Below are 19,065 nucleotides of genomic sequence, written 5' to 3' on the forward strand. Positions count from 1 at the left end.
GTCAGACCAGCCCGACCGCCTCGATCATCGCCTGCACCTGCGCGGCACGGCTGCGCCCGGCGCCGGGCCGGGGCTGCAGCCGGTGCGCCAGCACCGGCACCGCCAGCGCCTGCAGGTCTTCCGGGATCACATGGTCGCGCCCGGCCAGCAGCGCGCGTGCACGCGCCGCGCGCAGCAGCCCCAGCGCCGCGCGCGGCGACAGGCCCTGCACGAACCAGCGCCCGTCGCGGGTCGCGGCGATCAGCGCCTGCAGGTAGTCGAGCAAGGCCGGTGCCGCATGCACCTGCTGCACCGCCGCCTGCGCGGCCTGCAGCTCGGCCGCACCCATCACCGCCGCGAGCTCGCGCACCGCGGCGCGGCGGTCGTGGCCCTCGAGCAGCGCACGCTCCGAGGCCGGATCGGGATAGCCCAGCGTCAGGCACATCAGGAAGCGGTCGAGCTGGCTCTCCGGCAGCGCATGGGTGCCGATCTGCTCGGCCGGATTCTGGGTGGCGATGACGAAGAAGGGCGCGGGCAGGCGCAGCGTCTCGCCGTCGACGCTGACCTGATGCTCCTCCATCGCCTCCAGCAGCGCGCTCTGGGTGCGCGGCCCGGCCCGGTTGATCTCGTCGGCCAGCAGCACCTGGGTGAAGACCGGGCCTTGATGGAAGACAAAGCTCTCGCGGTTTCGCTCGTAGACACTGACACCGATCAGGTCGCTGGGCGTGAGGTCGGCGGTGAACTGCACCCGGGCGAAGCGCAGTCCGAGCGCGGCGGCCAGGGCGTGCGCCAGCGTGGTCTTGCCGACACCGGGCACGTCCTCGATCAGCAGGTGGCCCCCGGCGAGAAGACAGGCGACACTGTCGAGGATCTGGACCGGCTTGCCGACCACCACCGATCCGATCTGTCCGAGCAGGCGCTCGAGCAGCCGGGACAGGACGGCCGGCTGTGTCAGCTGCATGTGATGTGGGCTTGTCATCATCAACACCATACCTGAAGCAAGAGGGACAACGCAGTGCGGACAGCCGTCGCACTGACGCGAACACAGACCATGAGCACCGCCTTCTACACGCATACCGACTGCCGCGGCCATGACATGGGCCCGGGACACCCCGAATGCCCGCAGCGCCTCGACGCGATCGAGGACCATCTGCTGGCCACCGGCCTGGACATCGCGCTGCACCGCCCCGACGAGGTGCCGCTGGCGCGCCACGAAGACCTGATGCTGGCGCACAGCGAGCGCTATCTGGTCGAGCTCGACGAGTTCCTGCGCCAGGCGGCCGAGACCGGCGAGCACCGCGCGCTCGATCCCGACACCAGCGTCTGCCCGGCCACCCGCCAGGCGATGCTGCGTTCGGTGGGTGCGGCGATCGCCGCCACCGACGCGGTCATCGACGGCACCTATGCCAACGCCTTCTGCGCGATCCGCCCGCCCGGCCACCATGCGACCCGCTCGGAGGCGATGGGCTTCTGCTTCTACAACAACATCGCGATCGCGGCGCGCCATGCGCTGGACATGCGCGGTCTGGAGCGGGTGGCGATCATCGACTTCGATGTGCACCACGGCAACGGCACCGAGGACATCGTCGCCGGCGACGATCGCATCCTGATGGCGAGCTTCTTCCAGGACCAGATCTACCCCTACAGCGGCGGCGTGCCGATGGGCGACAACATGGTCAACGTGCCGGTGCCGGCCTACACCCGCGGCATGGAGGTGCGCGAGCTGATCGACCTGCACTGGATGCCGCGGCTGGAGGCCTTCCGGCCGCAGATGATCTTCATCTCCGCCGGCTTCGACGCCCATCGCGAGGACGATCTGGGCCAGCTCGGCCTGGTCGAGGCCGACTACGCCTGGATCACCCAGCGCCTGGTCGACCTGGCCGAACGCCATGCCAAGGGGCGCATCGTCTCCTGCCTGGAAGGCGGCTATGTGCTGAGTTCGCTGGCGCGCAGCGTCGCGGCGCATCTGCGGGTGCTGGCCGGAGTCTGAGCGGCCCGGGCCGGCTTCAGTCGTCCCGGAACTCCACCTCGATCCGCAGCCGGCTGCGCACCGCACGGCCGCCAAGCTTGCCCGGCTCGAACAGGCTGGCCAGGAAGGCCTGGCGGGCGCTGTCCTCCAGCACCGGCGGCAGCGCGCCGCCGCCTGGCGCGTGCGGATCCGGTTCCAGCCGCACCCGGCTGACCCGGCCGTCGTGCTCGATGAACAGCGTCAGCGCGGCGCGGAAATGTCCCGGCGGGGCGAGATCCGGGTAGGGCAGATCGATCGCTGCGACCGCCTGTGCGCGCCGGTCGAGCTGATCGGGCGCGAGGTAGGTGCTGTCGTCGTCCGGTTCGGTCGCGCCGGGCGACGGCATGGGCTCGACCGCCGCCTGAGGCTGGCCGGCCCCGGGCGGGGGCAGCGGCTGCGGTACCGGATCAGGAAGCGGATCAGGAGCCGCCTCAGGAGCCGCATCAGGTGCTGGCTCCGGCATCGAAGGCGGCCTGTCGCGTGCAGTGCGCTCGGATCGGGCCGGCGTCGTGGCGGGTGCCGGTGTCGGGGCGGTCGGTGCGGCCGAGAGACGCACGCTCAGCCCGCCAGCCGTCCGGGCCGTCGCAGCAGCGCCTGACGTCGCCGGCTCGCCGCCACGCGCGAGCGCGGCCGCCAGCAGCGCCGCATGCAGCAGCAGCGAGACCGGCAGCCAGGTGCCGGCCCGGCTCAGTTCAGCTCCCGCCATGCGGTGCGGCGCACCCGGTTGGACTTGGTGGTGACACCGGCGCTGGAGGCGGCCAGCGACAGGCTCTGGTCGCGCGCAGTGGCCACCACGCTGATGTTGCCCTTGCTGTCGACGGTTCGCCCGATGCCCACCAGCAGCGAGGAATAGCTGGTTGCCGCCAGCACCGAGCCCTTGCCGATGTCGAACTGGTAGAGCCAGGCGCTGCCGCCGCTGCTGCACGGGTCGCTGTTCGGGATCGACGAGGCATAGGCCAGCACGCCCGAGCCCAGCGGCACGCCGTCGAGCACCACCCGCTCGCCGCTGCTCAGGCTCAGGTCGACGTACCAGCCGTTCTGCAGCGACCAGTCGACCGGATTGACCGGATCGACCCGGCGGGTGCTGGCGCTGGTGACCAGCGTCTGCTGCACCAGGTTCGCGTCCCTGTGGCGCAGCGCGACCTGGGTGTCGCCGCTGCCGCCGATGCCGGTGTCCTGCAGCATGTCCTTGATGGCGTAGATGCTCTGCACGCCGGTGCTGGCGAGATCGCCGATGTTGGTCAGGCGGCCGGTGCCGAAGCTGATGATCGCGGTGGCCACGCCGTTGGTGGTGATCTCGGTCAGCAGCGGCATGCCGACGATCGGCTGGGGCGTGCCATTGGCGTCGAGCGCGCGGCCCAGCCGCACCGCCTCGGTGCCCGAGGGTGCGACCCGGTCGTCCGCATCGAAGCGCCACAGGCTGCCCTGCATGTCGCCGGCGTAGTAGCGCAGCGCGGTGTTGTCGGTCTCGCTGGCGACCCAGGCATTCAGGCGGCCGAGATTGTTCGGCGCGGTGGCGTTGCCGGCCGGGGTGGCCACCGTCTGCAGCAGCCGGCCGTCGACCGCATCGAGCACGAAGAGGCGCCCGATGCCGTCGCCGACATTGTTGAGACCGGAGGTGAAGGCCACCACCCAGCGTCCGGCCGCGTTCTTGGTGATGACCGGATTGCCGAAGGTCAGGCCGAGATTGCCGTCGGTGAACTCCCACAGCAGCTGCGGCTGCAGCGGCGAGGTGATGTCCAGCGCGTAGTAGTAGCGCCCGCCCGCGCCCATGCCGCCGACCAGGATCGTGCGCCACTGCTTCGTGGTGCTGTCGTACACATCGCCGATCACCGGGGTGGCGTCGAGCAGGTTGCGGTGGTTGGCCTCGTAGGTGGTGTCGGCCAGGCGCCACATCGACGCGCCGTTGATCACGCCGCGCGGCACGAAGGCCCAGGCCTCCTCGCCGCCGGTGCTGTCGGTGGTGCTCTCGCCGACGCGGAAGGCATGCAGCATGCCGTCGTTGGCCGCGGCATAGATCATCTTCAGCCGGCTGGCCTGCGCGGTGGCGAAGGCGCTGTAGCCGGCGTCCGCGTACTTGAACGGCGCCTTGGCCAGATAGACCGGCGAGCTGTTGACGAAGTCGCCCAGCAGCGAGCTGCGGGTGCGGAAGACCTGGTTCTCGGTGATCTTCTGGCTCATGTAGAGCGAGGTGTCTCCGCGCAGGTAGCTGACCAGGTTGGGGCCGTTGACCTTGGCCTTGGCCGCATCGCTGAGCATCGCGCACTGCGACAGGCTGCTCTTGGTCGCGGTGCAGGCGATGTCGAAGGAGCCTTGCAGGTTGGCGGCCTGCAGATTGGCGTAGGTGAAGTCCGCCAGCGTGCCGTCGGGCTTGCCGAACAGGATGCGGCGCGGCTCGGCGCGTGCATCGAGCTTCCTGCGTGCGCTCCAGATCTCCTTGCCCTCGGCGGTGTCGGGCGCGATCAGCGCGCCGGTCAGCGGGTCGCTGGCGAAGCGGAAGGCGCGGATGTCGCCATACCAGCTCGGCGAGCTGCTGAAGCTGGGCAGGAAGATCCAGTCGTCGCCGGTCACCGGGGTCAGCGTGCTGGTGCCTGCGCCCGCGCCCGAGCCGCTGTCCTTGCTGATCTCGCTGATCATGGTGCTGATCGCGTCGGCCAGCGAGTCGGGATTGCTGGCCGAGAAGTACTGGCCGCGGCCGTTGACCGCCGCATGCCACAGGTCGTCGATGTGGGTGGCGTCGCCGTAGGCGCTGCTGTCCTTGGTGCCGGTGGGCACCGGCCACTGCTTGCGCCCGGCGACGATGTCGGCATAGTCGCCGCTGGTCTGCGTCAGGTAGTTGCGGTCGTAGGTCAGCGTGCCGCGCACGCCCAGGCCGACGGTGAAGGTGGTCAGGTGCTGGTGGGTGGCGCTGTCGCGCTCGGTGGCCGGCACGTCGTTCTTCAGGTCCGGGCGCAGGTCCTGGCTCCAGAAGTGGTAGGCGACATCGGCCAGCGAATTGCTGTCGCCGCCGCCATCGCTGCCGGTGCTGTCGCGGTAGGGGCGCGCAAGCGTGCCGTCCTGCTGGCCGACCAGGCCGCTGTTGTCGAACTTGAACGGGCGGTAGTTGCCGGTCTCGTAGCCGGGCTCACCGACTTTTCCTTCGTTCCAGTAGCCGTCGGTCGACAGCAGCGCGTAGTTGCGCTGGCAGGAGTGCTGCACCGGGTCGGTGTTCTGGCCCGGATAGGTCTTGCCGAAGTAGCGGCCGACCTTGGACAGCGCCCCGCGCAGCGGGGTGTAGCCGTCGACCGTCTCGGCGCTGTAGAGCAGTCGGTAGAAGTCGCTGCGCTGCAGGCCGCTGCCCACGCCGCTGCGGTCGACGAAGTCGGCGACATTCAGGAAGCTGCTGCTGGTGACGGTGTCATCGCTCAGCAGCGTGATGCCGACACGGTAGTTCTCGCCGATGCTGCGGAAGGAGCGGCCCACCGCGCTGCGCATCGTCAGCTTGCGGCTGCGGTAGTAGGTGTACCAGTTGGCGTACTTCTGGCGCAGCGCCACCGCGGCGGCGCTGGTGTCGGCGGTGTTCAGCGTGACTTTCCGGAAGCGCCCGGAAGCTTCTGCTGCTGCCCTTGTCTGCATGCACTCCCTGTAAAAGGTCGTGTCTGCAGCAACTTCCCCCCAGCTCTTGTACGTCCATGACATCGCCGCTGGCGAGCCGGTGTAGGGCACGTAAACGTAATAGAATCTGTTGTTCAGATCGGTCGTCGCTGAGCCAGTGCGAAAGCCATCGGCCGGCGCTACGGTGAAGCTTGCGTTGGGGTACTGTGCGCCTGCGGCGTTGACTGGCGGAGCGTACTCGAGCGAGGGATCGAAGGCCACGCCATTGCACTGCGCTGACCAATAGCCCACTTTGAATTCATCCTGTGGCGAACCTCTGTCGTCCACGTCGTCCGGCATGAACTCGAAACCCATCGAGCCGGAGTCGTCGAGAATGAACATGATGTTCGGCTTGACCTGGGTGCCGGCGGCGTTCAGCGGCCCCTGGGCGACGTCGATCACCTGGGCCGGGGCCAGCGGTGCGGCCAGTGCCAGGGCCGCGGCCAGCGCGGTGGCGGTCAGGGCGGCGGGCGAAGAGGCGAGGGGGCGGGTCATGGCGGCGGCTCCGTGGCGGCGTCGGGTCAGAAATGCACCAGCGTCTCGGTGAAGCTGACGGTGTCGCGCACGCCCTCGGTGCGCACGATGATGCGGTAGTACTCGGTCACGGTGCTGCTGCCCAGGCGGGTGCTGCTGGAGCTGGTGAGCTGGTTGCGCTCGCCCGAGACGGTGCTGCTGGCATTGGGCGGGCGCGGGCAGCGCACCTTGCCGTCGGTGCTGCTGCCGGCGGCCGAGCACAGCCGCACGATCAGGTAGCGCGAGCTCAGCCCGGCGGTCTCGTCGGTGATGGCTTCCTTCAGTGGCTTGACGCAGGCCTTGGGCGTCCGTCCGGGCTGGGAGCTGCAGTTGTCGAACTTCCAGTCGACGGCCACCCGCTCGGCATCGGTGCGGGTCGAGGCCGGGTCGAGATCGGCGATCGAGGCGGCGACATAGCCCGCGTCGACCAGGCTGGCATCCAGCCCGGTGGTGTCGGTCTTGATCTGCTGCTGCATCCAGCGGATGGCGGTCTGGGTGGCGCGGTCGGCCGCCAGCAGGGTGTCCTGCTTGAAGCCGAGATTGCCCAGGATGTTCAGTCCGGTGTCGACCGAGCGCACCAGCGCGACGGCCGCCAGCGACAGCGCCACCACGGTGATCATCGCGAACACCAGCGAGGCGCCGCGGGCGGCACGGCGGCGGGGTCGGCCGGAGGCAGGGCGTTTCATCGTCATCGCATGTCCTTGCGCTGCGCGGCGCTCACGAGGCGGCCTGCCACAGCATGTTGCGCAGCGGCACCACCGTCTCGTAGACCTTGTAGCGGTAGTTGCGCCACGGGTCGCCGACGACCCGGTCGACGCGCAGGTCCTCGGCGGTGCTGCCGTCCGGATGCCAGACCGGCAGGTCGGGCGTGACCACCTTGTCGCCGCTGCGGTCGGGCCGGCGCTCGTCCTGCACGCTGCGGGTGACCACCGCGACCCGCAGCGCGATGATCTGGCGCCAGCCGGCGGCGGTGGTCGGCGCGGTGGCGCTCCACTGGTCGACGATGCGGTCGTTGCCGCTGCTGTCGATGCCGTAGACCGCCTGCAGCTGCACCACCTGGGGATGCAGGTCCTCGACGCTGTCCCGGGCGGTGCTGCTGCTGAAGGAGATCTGGCGCAGGTTCAGCGGCACCTGCGGGCGGCCGGCGCTGTCGCAGTCGTCGCCCAGGCCGCTGATGCAGTAGGTGCGCCGGGTCAGCGTGCCCAGGTTCAGCAGCAGGCTGCCGGTGGGATAGGCCACGCTGACGCCGGTGGTGCCCGGGAAGACCGGGGTGCTGCCGGCATCCGGGTTCCACGGGCCGCTGCTGTCGGCGGCATGGGCCAGCGAGGTGCTCTCCGCATCCGGAGTGGCGGTCAGATTGAAGATGCTGCACCAGCTGGTCTCGTCGCTGGCCAGCGGCCTGGGATCGGGCACCGTCGTCGGCACCGCCAGCATCAGGTGGCCCTGGCGCAGCCCCAGGCCGCTGCCGGTGCCGATGCCGAAGGCCTGGCCGTCGCGCGGATGGTCGCTGACCACCCGCACCGGCACCGCGAAGTCGGCCGGCCGGCTCAGCAGCACCGCGATGCGGTCGGGCGCGCCGTCGCTGCCGTCGGTGATGACGGCCGGCGCCAGCACGAAGCGCAGCAGCTGGCCGGCGGCCATGCTGCTGTGGCGGGCGCGCACCGGGCAGCCGACCGCGCCGCCCTCGGCCAGGCCGTAGCCGCTGTCCTGCAGGTCGCGCTGGATGGCCATCAGCGACAGCGCGCCGCTGACCTGCGCATCCGAGCCGGAGGTGATGGTGCGCTTGCGGCCCTCGTACAGGATCGCGACCTGGCTGATCACCAGCACCGCGAGCAGGCCGATGACCATGCCGACCATCAGCTCGATCAGCGTCATGCCGCGCTGCCGCGCCTGCAGGCGGGCGATCGGAACAGGAAGGGTGGGTGTCATGGCGTCCGGGTTCACGAGGTCGGGTTGGCGCTGATGACGGTGGTGGTCGAGAACTCGTGCGCCGCGCTCTCGCCCGGCGGCTGCCAGCGCACCCGCACGGTGACCTCGCTGACCGAGTAGGGCGCCACCCGGGGCGCGTCGTCGAGCGCGGTGTCGATGCGGTCGACCACCGACACGGTGGCGGTGCCGGCCGGCAGGGTTTCTTCGACCCGGCTCAGCCAGGCCTTGCAGGCGCTGCTGGCCTGGCAGTCGCTGAAGTCCTTCAGCATCGCGCGGTTGCTCCACATCCGGCCGATCAGGTCGGTGGCGAGGTAGGTGGCCTCGGCGCGGTACTTGGCGCCGGTGCTGGCGCGGGTCATGGCCGCCTGCAGGCCGACCAGGCCGAGCACCGCCAGCGAGAAGATCAGCAGCGCGATCAGCGCCTCGATCAGCGCGAAGCCGCGGGCGCAGCGGCCCGGGCGCGGGCGTGGCCGGTGGAGGCGGGCGGCGGGCAGGGCCATGGCGACAGTCTCGGATCGTGTCAGGTCGGGATGCAGGTGCGCGGATCGTCGCGCTCGGTGACGGCCGGGTCGCAGGTGCGCACGCTGCCGCCGGTGCCCAGCATCACCCGCAGCGTGTGGGTGGTGTCGCTGCCGGGATGGCGGACCACGATGCAGCGCATCGGCGCCGGGCTGGTCGCGGCGCGGCCGAAGCTGTTGAAGACCACCTGCGTCTCGCCGGTGGCGCTGGCGCAGCTGGCATCGTAGACGCCGACGATCACGTCGGGCGAGCCGTCGCCCTGGGCGTGGCGTGCCAGCAGCCTCGGCTTGTCGGCCGCGCTGGTGTCGCCGGTCAGCAGGGTGCCACCGCAGCCTCTGGTGGGATCTTCCAGGCTGATGATCCACGAGGCCGAGAGCGACGAGAGCGTGCAGTCGTTCGACAGGCTGGCCGGGCTGCTGCTTCCGCTCCACACCAGCGAGAAGGTCACGTCGCGGTTGCGCCGCACCGCCTCGGCGCGGGCCTTTTCCAGCCCGCCGGCGATCGACATCGCGGCATTGCGGACCTGCATGTTCATCATCCATTCGCGCACCAGCGGCAGGGCGCCCATCAGCAGCAGGCCGGCCACCGCCAGCGCGACCATCAGCTCGATCAGCGTGAAGCCGCGGTCGCGGCGTGTGCGTGGCGACCGCGCCAGTGCCAGCGGTGTCGGCTTCAGCATTCGCTGCCCCGCTTGAGCCAGCAGGCCTTGGTGACGCTGCCGCCCTTGAACAGCGTGGTGCGCTGGCTGCCGGCCTGGTCGGTCTCGTAGACATGGCCGACGGCATGGCCGGCGCTGCCGGTGGCGCGCAGCACATAGCTCTGGCCGTTGTCGCCCAGCGTGCAGCTGAAGCTGAACTTCAGGCTCGCGCCCTTGTCGGGCAGGTTGCCGGCCGAGGGCACCGCGCCGGTCTTGCTCGCGCAGGCGCCGCTGCCGTAGTTGCGGTTGTCCTGGTAGTACTGCTCCATCGCCACCCGGTCGTTCGACAGGAAGGTGAAGGCCTCCGGCAGCGTGCTGCGGCGCATGTAGTCGTTGTAGGAGGGCAGCGCCACCGAGGCCAGGATGCCGATGATGGCCACCACCACCATCACCTCGATCAGCGTGAAGCCCCGGCTCGGACGGAGGCTGCGGATGGAAACGGGGGTCGGGCGGAGCATGTCGGGTCGCGAGGCCTTCGATCGGCGATCGCGCAAAAATGAAAGGATGCGCGATGCTAGGCCGTGGCCGCGCCCCCGTCACCGGTGCGGCACGCCGCTGGTCGGCCCCGATCGGCCGTCCGTCGGCTGCCGGCCCGAGGCTCGGGGCCGCGAGACTGCACTCGGCAACTGCGGCGACAATACGGAATTCTTCGCAACCCCACAGACAGGCAACCGCACACCCATGGCCCAGTACGTATTCACGATGAACCGCGTCGGCAAGATCGTTCCGCCGAAGCGGCAGATCCTCAAGGGCGTCTCGCTGTCCTTCTTCCCCGGCGCGAAGATCGGCGTGCTGGGCCTGAACGGTTCGGGCAAGTCGACGCTGCTGAAGATCATGGCCGGCCTCGACAAGGACATCGAGGGCGAAGCCGTGCCGATGCCGGGCCTGAAGATCGGATACCTGCCGCAGGAGCCGCAGCTCGATCCGGGCCAGACGGTGCGCGAGGCGGTCGAGCAGGGCATCGGCGGCGTGATGGCGGCCAAGGCCCGCCTGGAGCAGGTCTACGCCGAGTACGCCGACGAGAACGCCGACTTCGACAAGCTCGCCGCCGAGCAGGCCGAGCTGGAGGCCATCATCGCGGCGGCCGGCAGCGAGAACACCGACCTGCAGCTGGAGATCGCCGCCGACGCGCTGCGCCTGCCAGCGTGGGATGCGCTGATCGGCCCGCTGTCGGGCGGCGAGAAGCGCCGCGTCGCGCTGTGCCGCCTGCTGCTGTCCAAGCCCGACATGCTGCTGCTGGACGAGCCGACCAACCACCTGGACGCCGAATCGGTCGAGTGGCTGGAGCATTTCCTGCAGCGCTTCTCCGGCACCGTGGTTGCCATCACCCACGATCGCTACTTCCTCGACAACGCCGCCGAGTGGATCCTGGAACTCGACCGCGGCCAGGGCTATCCGTACAAGGGCAACTACTCCGACTGGCTGGAAGGCAAGGAAAAGCGCCTGGAGCAGGAGCAGAAGACCGAGGACGCCCGCGCCAAGGCCATGAAGCAGGAACTGGAGTGGGTGCGCAAGAACGCCAAGGGCCGCCAGGCCAAGAGCAAGGCGCGTCTGGCCCGCTTCGAGGAGCTGAGCGACGTCGACTACCAGAAGCGCAACGAGACCAACGAGATCTTCATCCCGGTGGCCGAGCGCCTGGGCAACGAGGTCATCGAGTTCAAGAACGTCTCCAAGAGCTTCGGGGACCGCGTCCTGATCGAGAACCTGTCGTTCAAGGTGCCGGCCGGCGCCATCGTCGGCATCATCGGCCCGAACGGTGCCGGCAAGTCGACGCTGTTCCGCCTGATCCAGGGCGTCGAGGCGCCGGACGCGGGCGAGGTCGCCATCGGCAAGACCGCCCGCCTGGCCTTCGTCGACCAGAGCCGCCAGAGCCTGGACGACAGCAAGACCGTCTGGGAAGACGTCTCGGGCGGTCTGGACAACATCGTGGTGGGCAAGTTCGTCATGCCCAGCCGCGCCTACATCGGCCGCTTCAACTTCAAGGGCAACGACCAGCAGAAGCTGGTGGGCAGCCTCTCGGGCGGTGAGCGCGGCCGCCTGCATCTGGCCAAGACCCTGGCCCAGGGCGGCAACGTGCTGATGCTGGACGAACCGTCGAACGACCTCGACGTCGAGACCCTGCGTGCGCTGGAGGAAGCCCTGCTGGAGTTCGCCGGCAGCGCGATGATCATCTCGCACGACCGCTGGTTCCTCGACCGCATCTGCACCCACATCCTGGCGGCGGAGGGCGACTCGCAGTGGTTCTTCTTCGACGGCAACTACCAGGAGTACGAGGCCGACAAGAAGCGCCGTCTGGGCGAAGAGGGCGCCCGCCCGAAGCGCTTCCGCTACAAGGCCCTGAAGTGATGACGTGAGCCGGGACCGGGAGCTTCAGGCTTCCGGCCTCGGTGTTACATTGAATTCGAACCGATCGCGAACCGATCCCGGAGACCGCCCATGACCATGAAACAGATCACCGCCATCATCAAGCCGTTCAAGCTCGAGGAGGTCCGCGAGGCCCTCGCCGAGGTCGGCGTCACCGGCCTGACCGTCACCGAGGTCAAGGGCTTCGGCCGCCAGAAGGGCCACACCGAGCTCTACCGCGGCGCCGAGTACGTCGTCGACTTCCTGCCCAAGGTCAAGGTCGAGATCGTCGTGAAGGGCGCCGATGTCGATCGCTGCCTCGAGGCCATCGTCAAGGCCGCGCACACCGGCAAGATCGGCGACGGCAAGATCTTCGTGACGCCGGTCGAGCAGGTCATCCGCATCCGCACCGGCGAGACCGACGAGAACGCGGTCTGATCTTCAGCCGCCCGTCAGGCGGCTCCACAGCGCGGCGGCCCAGATGCCGCCGCACAGTGCCAGCGCCAGGAAGACCGCGGCGCTGCCGTAGTCCTTGGCGCGCTTGGCCAGTTCGTGAAGATCGAAGGAGATGCGATCGACGGTCGCCTCGACGGCCGAGTTCAGCAGCTCGACGACCATCACCATCACCACGCTGCCGGCCAGCAGCGCCACCTCCACCCAGGTTCGGCCCAGCCAGAAGGCCAGCGGCAGCATCAGTGCGGCCAGCCAGAACTCCTGGCGGAAGGCGCTCTCGTGCCGGTAGGCGCCGATCAGGCCCTGCAGCGAGTAGCCGGCGGCATGGCGGATGCGGTCCAGGCCGGTGCGGCCCTTGTGCGGATTGTCCATCGGGAGTCTGTCCTGCGTTCGGGTGCTCTGGGGGCTTCAGGCGCGCCGACGCGGTGCCAGGCGCCAGGTGATCAGCCGGGTCCGGCACAGCCGGTCATGCAGGAACTGCCGGTCCGGCAGCAGCAGCGCCAGCAGCGCATAGCCGAGCATGCCGATCAGCAGTGCCGCCCCGAGCAGGCTCTTGTTGCTCTGCAGCCCCAGCTGCTGCACGGCCAGCAGCGCAGGCACGAACCACAGCCAGCTCAGCAGATAGCGCGCGATCGCCTGCGGCCAGCCCGGCGAGCGTCCATCCAGCCGGATAAGCCGCACATGCCAGGTCTTCAGCGCCAGCGTCTGGCCGCCACGGGTCCAGCACCAGCAGAAATACAGGCCCAGCAGCAGGAACAGGAAGACCTGGAAGCCGATGCGGCCGTTCAGCGCATGGCGCTGGTCGGTGACGATCGCGAACAGCAGGCTGCCGATCATCAGCACGCCGAACAGCAGCACGCCCTCGTAGAGCATTGCCGCGAGACGGCGTCGCAGCGGCGGGGTCGGCTGGACGGCCGGGTCGGCATCGTCCGGGGTATAGGGCAGGGCGGGCTTGGCGGCCATCGGTCAGGGGTGGCGGTCTTCTCGGGGCCGCCATGTTAACCGCCTGGCATCGGCCGCCTGTGCGGCTGCCGTGCCGAGGCGACAGGCTTCAGGGGCTGTTCTCGCTCGCTGCCGCCGGGCTGGAGGCGGCGATGACTGCCATCGGCGCGGAAGCCGTCGCTGCTGTCGGCTGCGCCGTGGTGGCTGGTGCCGGTGCGGGCGCGGGCAGGCTGATGACCGGCGTGGCCGCCCCCGCCGCCGCTGCGCCCTGCGGACCGCGCGAGGGCAGCAGCGTGGTGCGGTCGACGAAGCCGGGCGTGGCGGCGATCTTGGGCAGACCGACCGGCTGGTGGCGGGGCGGCGTCGGTGCAGCCTTGCTGATCGGCCGCGTGCTGGCGCCCGGCCCGGCCTGGACTGTGCCGGGCGCGACCGGCTGTGGCGTGCTGCGCACCGGCGTCGCGACGATGTTGCTCTTGACCTGCGGTGCCTGGGCGGCCGCAGGCGCCTTGCGCACTGCAGCAGGCACCGTGCCGGCGGGCGCGGGCGTGCTGGCCGCCTGGGTGCCGATGCTGCGCCGCTGCTCCTCGGGCAGCTGCTGCCAGGCCTCCCAGCGGGCCTGGCGCTCGGTGGCCGGCACCTGGCGCACCTCGCCGAAATGCAGCCGCGCGGCATTGCGCTGCGCCGGCGTCATCTTTGCCCATTCGGCCATGCGCGAGCGCAGCCGCTCCTGCTGCTCGGCGGGCAGTTTCGGATAGATCGCGGCGATGTCGCGCCACTTCTGTCGACGCAGCGGCTCGATGTCGACCCACTGGTCGCGCAGCGGCATCAGGATTTTCTGTTCTGACGGCGTGAGCTGCTGCCAGCCCGCGCTTCCCCCGAGCGCAGAGCCGAGCGTCGCCTGTGCGACCGCTGGACGGGCCAGCGGAGGCAGGGCGCTCGCCAGTGCCAGTGCCAGCACGCAGGCGGCACCGGAAAGGGGCAGTGCGCGGCGGGGCAGGTTCATGGCTGGCGGGCGGTGTCCTGAGCGGCCGGCAGATCTTCCGTCGCCTGCGTCGGCGGCAACGGCTCCTGGATCTCCGCCTCGGTCGCGGGCAGGGCGATCTCGATCGGGCGCTTGAGGAATTCGCTGAAGCCGGCGTCGGCGTAGGCCGAGGGCGGCAGATCGTCGCCCAGCAGCTCGGCATCGAGCTCGGCCATCGAGGCCATCGATTCCAGGTCGCGCCACTCGCCGATGCCGATCAGGCCCAGCAGCAGCACCAGCGCCGGCAGCAGCCAGCCCAGGCGGCTCCACAGCGAGCTGTCCTCGTCGGGCGGGCCTGACTGCAGCAGCGCAGCGGTGCCGCCGGCGCCGATGCTGACCGGCAGCACCGCGCTGGCCTCGGCCTGCTCGGTGCGGCGTGCCACGGCCGGGCGGCGGGCCTGGGCGATCGCCTGCTGGCGCGCCACGCGCAGCCGCTCGCCGATGTCATGCGGCGTCTGCTGCGCGCCGGCTTCCAGACGGGCGGTCAGTCGCAGTGCGAAGCGCGCTTCCAGGGCTTCGGCATTGGCCGGCCGCCCTGGGCGCGAGGAGGTGGGGGCGGTCTTCACAGTGAAATTCCCTTGGCTTGGAGTGCCTTGGCCAGTGCATGCACGGCACGCGAGCAGTGAGTCTTGACGCTGCCTTCGGAGCAGCCCATGGCGGCTGCCGTCTCGGCGACATCCATTTCCTCCCAGTAACGCATAAGGAAGGCTTCACGTTGACGCGCCGGCAGACGGGCGACCTCTTCCTCGATCAGAAGCAAGGTCTGTGCGCGTGCGGCGCCGGCATCGGCGCCTTCGGCGGCGTCGCCGTTGGGACTCTGGCTGCTCAGGTGCTCGAGCAGGTCGAAATCGTCATCGCCGCCGCCGGCGGACTCGAATTCCGAGAAGTTGCGCAGCACCGCGTTCCTGACCTTCTGGTGACGGAACCAGTCCATCGTCGCGTTGCCCAGGATGCGCTGGAACAACAGCGGCAGCTCGGCGGCGGGCCGGTCACCGTAGCGCTGCGCGAGCCGGATCATCGCGTCCTGCACGATGTCGAGCGCCGCGTCCTCGTCGCGCACCGCGTAGACGGTGCGCTTGAAGGCGCGCTTCTCGATGCCTTGCAGGAAGTCGGAGAGCTCTTGTTCGGTGGCCAAGGAGGGGGCCGGGCCCGTCGGGGCTGCGTCGGTCCGGAAAGTGGGGCGGCGCGGATTATGTCATCGCTGCCGGCCTGCCCTCGATCCGGGTGTGCACCATGGTGCGGTGCGCAATTCTTCGACATGTCGCCAGCTTGGTGCGATAATCCCGGATTCGCACCACGCGTGCCTGGTCTGAACCGGTCGCCCGACCCCGGGCGCCTGCGTCGATGACCGCGCAGGCGCCAATTCCGCCTCACGAGGGCGAGAGGAGGCGCACCGATCGATTTTCGTCAGAGAAAACCCGAAAGGTTCATCAACATGGACATGTCTGCCGCGGAACAGAAGCGTGCCGCATCGGCACAAGCCTCCCGCGATTCCTCTTCTTCCTCTGCTTCCCTGCCTGTGCTCAACGGCTCGGAAATCCTCGTGCGCAGCCTTCAGGCCGAAGGCGTCGAGTTCATCTGGGGCTATCCCGGCGGCTCGGTCCTGTACATCTACGACGCGCTGTACAAGCAGGAGTCGATCCAGCACGTCCTGGTCCGCCACGAACAGGCGGCGGTCCATGCGGCCGACGGCTATGCGCGTGCCACCGGCAATGTCGGCGTGGCCCTGGTCACCTCCGGCCCCGGCGTGACCAATGCGGTCACCGGCATCGCCACCGCCTACATGGACTCGATCCCGATGGTGGTGATCACCGGCCAGGTGCCGACCGCCGCGATCGGCCTCGATGCCTTCCAGGAATGCGACACCGTCGGCATCACCCGCCCGATCGTCAAGCACAACTTCCTGGTCAAGGACGTGCGCGACCTGGCCGTCACGCTGAAGAAGGCCTTCCACATCGCCCGCACCGGCCGACCGGGCCCGGTCGTCGTCGACATCCCGAAGGACGTGTCGCTGAACACCGCGCCCTTCGAGTATCCCGAGACGATCTCGATGCGCTCGTACAACCCGGTGCGCAAGGGCCACGGCGGCCAGATCCGCAAGGCGGTGTCGCTGCTGCTGCAGGCCAAGCGGCCCTACATCTACACCGGCGGCGGCGTGGTGCTGGGCAATGCCTCGGCCGAGCTGCGCGAGCTGGTCGACCTGCTGGGCTACCCGGTCACGAACACGCTGATGGGCCTGGGCGCGATGCCGGCCACCGATCCGCGCTTCCTGGGCATGCTGGGGATGCACGGCACCTATGAAGCCAACATGACGATGCAGAACTGCGACGTCCTGCTGGCGGTGGGCGCGCGCTTCGACGACCGCGTGATCGGCAACCCGAAGCATTTCGCCTCGGTCGAGCGCAAGATCATCCATGTCGACATCGATCCGTCGTCGATCTCCAAGCGCGTCAAGGTCGACATCCCGATCGTGGGCGATGTCAAGGACGTGCTGCAGGAGCTGATCGCGCAGATCCGCGAGGCCCAGCAGCGACCGGATGCCAACGCGCTCGGCGCCTGGTGGTCGCAGATCGCCGAATGGCGCAAGCGCGACTGCCTGAGCTACAAGCTGTCGGACGAGCTGATCAAGCCGCAGCATGTCGTCGAGACGCTGTGGAACCTGACGCGCGGCACCGACAGCTATGTGACCTCCGACGTCGGCCAGCACCAGATGTGGGCGGCGCAGTTCTACCGCTTCGACGAGCCGCGGCGCTGGATCAACTCCGGCGGCCTGGGCACGATGGGCGTGGGCCTGCCGTATGCGATGGGCATCAAGCTGGCCAAGCCGGACGCGGACGTGTTCTGCATCACCGGCGAGGGCTCGATCCAGATGAATATCCAGGAGCTCTCGACCTGCCAGCAGTACCGCACGCCGGTCAAGGTCATCGCGCTGAACAACCGCTACCTCGGTATGGTGCGGCAGTGGCAGGAGCTGATCTACGAAGGCCGCTACGCGCACAGCTACATGGATGCGCTGCCCGACTTCGTCAAGCTGGCCGAGTCCTATGGCCATGTCGGCATCAAGATCGAGCGCCCGTCCGAGGTCGAGCCGGCCCTGAAGGAGATCATCCGCCTGAAGGACCGCACCGTCTTCCTCGACGTGCGCACCGATCCGACCGAGAACGTCTGGCCGATGGTCCAGGCGGGCAAGGGCATCACCGAGATGCTGCTGGGTTCGGAAGACCTGTGACCGGTCCGCGACCCGGCCAGGCCCCGCGGGTGACCGCCGGCGGGGCAGGGTGCCGGGAAGCACCGGTGCAGTCCGCGCCCTGCTGACTCCCCCATTCCTTCGTTGACAGGCCCGCGGGACGGGCGACGGCCACACGCCGTCGCGCCGTGGCCCGCAGGCCGGGAGACCCTCACATGAAGCACATCATCGCCCTGCTGCTCGAGAACGAGGCCGGCGCGCTGTCGCGCGTCGTCGGCCTGTTCTCGGCCCGCGGCTACAACATCGAGAGCCTGACGGTCGCGCCGACGGAAGATCCGTCGCTGTCGCGCATGACCATCGTCACCACCGGCTCCGACGAGGTGATCGAGCAGATCACCAAGCACCTGAACCGCCTGATCGAGGTCGTCAAGGTCGTCGACCTGACCGAGGGCAGCTTCACCGCCCGCGAGCTGATGCTGGTGAAGGTGCGCGCGGTCGGCAAGGAGCGCGACGAGATGATGCGCATGGCCGACATCTTCCGCGGCCGCATCATCGACGTGACCGACAAGACCTACACCATCGAGCTGACCGGCGACTCGTCCAAGCTCGATGCCTTCATCGAGGCGGTGGACCGCACCGCCATCCTCGAGACCGTGCGCACCGGTACCAGCGGGATCGGGCGCGGCGAGCGCATCCTGCGTGTTTGATCCTCCCCGCTACAGACTCAACTACGGAATACGGAAATTTCCATGAAGGTTTACTACGACAAGGATGCCGACCTGTCCCTCATCAAGGGCAAGAACGTCACCATCATCGGCTATGGCTCGCAAGGCCACGCGCATGCCCAGAACCTGAACGACTCGGGCGTGAAGGTCACCGTCGGCCTGCGCAAGGGCGGTGCGTCGTGGGCCAAGGCCGAGAAGGCCGGCCTGAAGGTCGCCGAGATCGCCGATGCGGTGCGTGAGGCCGACGTCGTCATGATCCTGCTGCCGGACGAGCAGATCGCTGCGGTCTACAACGCCGAAGTCGCTCCGAACATGAAGGAAGGCGCTTCGCTGGTGTTCGCGCACGGCTTCAACGTGCACTACGGCCAGGTCGTGCCGCGCGCCGACGTCGACGTGTGGATGGTCGCGCCGAAGGCCCCGGGCCACACCGTGCGCGGCACCTACGTGCAGGGCGGCGGCGTGCCGCACCTGATCGCCGTCTACCAGGACAAGACCGGCCGTGCCCGTGATCTGGCCCTGTCCTACGCCTCGGCCAACGGTGGCGGCAAGGCCGGCATCATCGAGACCAACTTCCGCGAAGAGACCGAGACCGACCTGTTCGGCGAGCAGGCCGTGCTGTGCGGCGGTGCCGTCGAGCTGATCAAGGCCGGCTTCGAGACGCTGGTGGAAGCCGGCTACGCGCCGGAAATGGCCTACTTCGAGTGCCTGCACGAGCTGAAGCTGATCGTGGACCTGATCTACGAAGGCGGCATCGCGAACATGAACTACTCGATCTCGAACAACGCCGAGTACGGCGAGTACGTGACCGGCCCGCGCGTCGTCACCGAAGAGACCAAGAAGGCCATGAAGCAGTGCCTGAAGGACATCCAGACCGGCGAATACGCCAAGTCCTTCATCCTGGAGAACAAGGCCGGCGCCCCGACGCTGATCAGCCGCCGTCGCCTGACCGAAGAGCACCAGATCGAGGTCGTCGGCGCCAAGCTGCGCGAGATGATGCCCTGGATCAAGGCCAACAAGCTGGTCGACAAGAGCCGCAACTGATGCATCGGATGGCTGCTGCGCGATCGGTTCGCTGAACCGGTGGCGCAGACGGCTGGCCGATCCAAGTTGATCGCA

19 protein-coding genes are annotated in these 19,065 nt (G+C 69.1%); 6 read left to right on the plus strand and 13 right to left on the minus strand.

Features of this window, described 5'->3' with window-relative positions:
• Position 1: 1 nt before the first annotated feature.
• Positions 2-940, minus strand: coding sequence for an AAA family ATPase (locus NFT33_RS03080; protein ID WP_246607011.1), 939 nt, complete (start codon positions 938-940; stop codon positions 2-4).
• A gap of 90 nt (positions 941-1,030) precedes the next feature.
• Here NFT33_RS03080 and NFT33_RS03085 point away from each other — a divergent pair, with 90 nt between their 5' ends.
• Positions 1,031-1,969 (plus strand): histone deacetylase family protein, encoded by a 939-nt coding sequence (locus NFT33_RS03085; protein WP_149503206.1) that lies wholly within the window; start codon positions 1,031-1,033, stop codon positions 1,967-1,969.
• A 16-nt stretch (positions 1,970-1,985) separates the two neighbouring features.
• Here the strand turns inward: NFT33_RS03085 and NFT33_RS03090 are convergent, their stop codons facing one another.
• From NFT33_RS03090 to NFT33_RS03120, 7 genes are read right to left on the minus strand one after another with little or no spacing between them, the layout of a single operon-like run.
• On the minus strand, positions 1,986-2,693 hold the full coding sequence (locus NFT33_RS03090; RefSeq protein WP_251673098.1) for an energy transducer TonB: 708 nt from the start codon (positions 2,691-2,693) through the stop codon (positions 1,986-1,988).
• A complete protein-coding gene (locus NFT33_RS03095; protein WP_251673100.1) occupies positions 2,675-6,115 on the minus strand; it encodes a pilus assembly protein in 3,441 nt (1,146 codons plus the stop codon). The genes NFT33_RS03090 and NFT33_RS03095 overlap by 19 nt, the downstream gene beginning before the upstream one ends.
• Before the next feature lie 26 nt (positions 6,116-6,141).
• On the minus strand, positions 6,142-6,819 hold the full coding sequence (locus NFT33_RS03100; protein ID WP_251673103.1) for a pilus assembly PilX family protein: 678 nt from the start codon (positions 6,817-6,819) through the stop codon (positions 6,142-6,144).
• Positions 6,820-6,850: 31 nt separating this feature from the next.
• The gene (locus NFT33_RS03105) at positions 6,851-8,062 is read right to left on the minus strand and encodes a PilW family protein (RefSeq protein ID WP_251673105.1); all 1,212 of its coding nucleotides are present in this window, start codon (positions 8,060-8,062) and stop codon (positions 6,851-6,853) included.
• Positions 8,063-8,073: 11 nt separating this feature from the next.
• On the minus strand, positions 8,074-8,562 hold the full coding sequence (pilV, locus tag NFT33_RS03110) for a type IV pilus modification protein PilV (RefSeq protein ID WP_251673106.1): 489 nt from the start codon (positions 8,560-8,562) through the stop codon (positions 8,074-8,076).
• Positions 8,563-8,582: 20 nt separating this feature from the next.
• Entirely contained in the window at positions 8,583-9,260 is a 678-nt protein-coding gene (locus NFT33_RS03115) for a GspH/FimT family pseudopilin (RefSeq protein WP_251673108.1), read from the minus strand.
• Positions 9,254-9,736: a type IV pilin protein gene (locus NFT33_RS03120; RefSeq protein WP_309296105.1), complete on the minus strand. Its 483-nt coding sequence runs from the start codon at positions 9,734-9,736 to the stop codon at positions 9,254-9,256. The genes NFT33_RS03115 and NFT33_RS03120 overlap by 7 nt, the downstream gene beginning before the upstream one ends.
• A gap of 223 nt (positions 9,737-9,959) precedes the next feature.
• Here NFT33_RS03120 and ettA point away from each other — a divergent pair, with 223 nt between their 5' ends.
• Positions 9,960-11,624 carry an energy-dependent translational throttle protein EttA gene (gene ettA, locus NFT33_RS03130; RefSeq protein WP_149503214.1) on the plus strand — a complete coding sequence of 555 codons (1,665 nt, stop codon included), beginning with the start codon at positions 9,960-9,962 and terminating at the stop codon, positions 11,622-11,624.
• A gap of 96 nt (positions 11,625-11,720) precedes the next feature.
• Positions 11,721-12,059 (plus strand): P-II family nitrogen regulator, encoded by a 339-nt coding sequence (locus NFT33_RS03135; protein WP_149505191.1) that lies wholly within the window; start codon positions 11,721-11,723, stop codon positions 12,057-12,059.
• A 3-nt stretch (positions 12,060-12,062) separates the two neighbouring features.
• On the opposite strand, the gene NFT33_RS03140 is transcribed toward NFT33_RS03135, so the two are convergent.
• The 5 genes from NFT33_RS03140 to NFT33_RS03160 all read right to left on the minus strand — a co-directional run bounded on the left by NFT33_RS03140 (position 12,063) and on the right by NFT33_RS03160 (position 15,172).
• On the minus strand, positions 12,063-12,446 hold the full coding sequence (locus NFT33_RS03140) for a diacylglycerol kinase (RefSeq protein ID WP_251673110.1): 384 nt from the start codon (positions 12,444-12,446) through the stop codon (positions 12,063-12,065).
• 36 nt (positions 12,447-12,482) lie between these two features.
• Positions 12,483-13,037, minus strand: coding sequence for an RDD family protein (locus NFT33_RS03145; RefSeq protein WP_251673112.1), 555 nt, complete (start codon positions 13,035-13,037; stop codon positions 12,483-12,485).
• A gap of 88 nt (positions 13,038-13,125) precedes the next feature.
• Positions 13,126-14,019: a DUF3106 domain-containing protein gene (locus NFT33_RS03150; protein ID WP_251673114.1), complete on the minus strand. Its 894-nt coding sequence runs from the start codon at positions 14,017-14,019 to the stop codon at positions 13,126-13,128.
• Positions 14,016-14,603, minus strand: coding sequence for a DUF3619 family protein (locus tag NFT33_RS03155; RefSeq protein WP_251673116.1), 588 nt, complete (start codon positions 14,601-14,603; stop codon positions 14,016-14,018). Before NFT33_RS03155 ends, NFT33_RS03150 begins: the two co-directional genes overlap by 4 nt.
• Entirely contained in the window at positions 14,600-15,172 is a 573-nt protein-coding gene (locus tag NFT33_RS03160; protein ID WP_251673118.1) for an RNA polymerase sigma factor, read from the minus strand. The genes NFT33_RS03155 and NFT33_RS03160 overlap by 4 nt, the downstream gene beginning before the upstream one ends.
• Before the next feature lie 300 nt (positions 15,173-15,472).
• On the opposite strand from NFT33_RS03160, the gene NFT33_RS03165 reads away from it, so the two are divergent.
• The 3 genes from NFT33_RS03165 (at position 15,473) to ilvC (ending at position 18,990) form a co-directional block, all read left to right on the plus strand.
• Positions 15,473-17,266 (plus strand): acetolactate synthase 3 catalytic subunit, encoded by a 1,794-nt coding sequence (locus NFT33_RS03165; protein WP_251673120.1) that lies wholly within the window; start codon positions 15,473-15,475, stop codon positions 17,264-17,266.
• Between the two features lie 173 nt (positions 17,267-17,439).
• Positions 17,440-17,931, plus strand: coding sequence for an acetolactate synthase small subunit (gene ilvN / locus NFT33_RS03170; protein WP_149503221.1), 492 nt, complete (start codon positions 17,440-17,442; stop codon positions 17,929-17,931).
• Between the two features lie 42 nt (positions 17,932-17,973).
• Positions 17,974-18,990 (plus strand): ketol-acid reductoisomerase, encoded by a 1,017-nt coding sequence (ilvC, locus tag NFT33_RS03175; RefSeq protein ID WP_149503222.1) that lies wholly within the window; start codon positions 17,974-17,976, stop codon positions 18,988-18,990.
• Positions 18,991-19,065 lie beyond the last annotated feature (75 nt).

Source organism: Sphaerotilus sp. FB-3, from assembly GCF_023706025.1.
Lineage (GTDB): Bacteria > Pseudomonadota > Gammaproteobacteria > Burkholderiales > Burkholderiaceae_C > Sphaerotilus > Sphaerotilus sulfidivorans.

Excerpts from the sequence above, each read along its gene's own strand:
- NFT33_RS03080 (WP_246607011.1), bottom strand. The coding sequence starts at position 940 with ATGCAGCTGACACAGCCGGCCGTCCTGTCCCGGCTGCTCGAGCGCCTG.
- NFT33_RS03085 (WP_149503206.1), top strand. The coding sequence starts at position 1,031 with ATGAGCACCGCCTTCTACACGCATACCGACTGCCGCGGCCATGACATG.
- NFT33_RS03090 (WP_251673098.1), bottom strand. The coding sequence starts at position 2,693 with ATGGCGGGAGCTGAACTGAGCCGGGCCGGCACCTGGCTGCCGGTCTCG.
- NFT33_RS03095 (WP_251673100.1), bottom strand. The coding sequence starts at position 6,115 with ATGACCCGCCCCCTCGCCTCTTCGCCCGCCGCCCTGACCGCCACCGCG.
- NFT33_RS03100 (WP_251673103.1), bottom strand. The coding sequence starts at position 6,819 with ATGAAACGCCCTGCCTCCGGCCGACCCCGCCGCCGTGCCGCCCGCGGC.
- NFT33_RS03105 (WP_251673105.1), bottom strand. The coding sequence starts at position 8,062 with ATGACACCCACCCTTCCTGTTCCGATCGCCCGCCTGCAGGCGCGGCAG.
- pilV (WP_251673106.1), bottom strand. The coding sequence starts at position 8,562 with ATGGCCCTGCCCGCCGCCCGCCTCCACCGGCCACGCCCGCGCCCGGGC.
- NFT33_RS03115 (WP_251673108.1), bottom strand. The coding sequence starts at position 9,260 with ATGCTGAAGCCGACACCGCTGGCACTGGCGCGGTCGCCACGCACACGC.
- NFT33_RS03120 (WP_309296105.1), bottom strand. The coding sequence starts at position 9,736 with ATGCTCCGCCCGACCCCCGTTTCCATCCGCAGCCTCCGTCCGAGCCGG.
- ettA (WP_149503214.1), top strand. The coding sequence starts at position 9,960 with ATGGCCCAGTACGTATTCACGATGAACCGCGTCGGCAAGATCGTTCCG.
- NFT33_RS03135 (WP_149505191.1), top strand. The coding sequence starts at position 11,721 with ATGAAACAGATCACCGCCATCATCAAGCCGTTCAAGCTCGAGGAGGTC.
- NFT33_RS03140 (WP_251673110.1), bottom strand. The coding sequence starts at position 12,446 with ATGGACAATCCGCACAAGGGCCGCACCGGCCTGGACCGCATCCGCCAT.
- NFT33_RS03145 (WP_251673112.1), bottom strand. The coding sequence starts at position 13,037 with ATGGCCGCCAAGCCCGCCCTGCCCTATACCCCGGACGATGCCGACCCG.
- NFT33_RS03150 (WP_251673114.1), bottom strand. The coding sequence starts at position 14,019 with ATGAACCTGCCCCGCCGCGCACTGCCCCTTTCCGGTGCCGCCTGCGTG.
- NFT33_RS03165 (WP_251673120.1), top strand. The coding sequence starts at position 15,473 with ATGGACATGTCTGCCGCGGAACAGAAGCGTGCCGCATCGGCACAAGCC.
- ilvN (WP_149503221.1), top strand. The coding sequence starts at position 17,440 with ATGAAGCACATCATCGCCCTGCTGCTCGAGAACGAGGCCGGCGCGCTG.
- ilvC (WP_149503222.1), top strand. The coding sequence starts at position 17,974 with ATGAAGGTTTACTACGACAAGGATGCCGACCTGTCCCTCATCAAGGGC.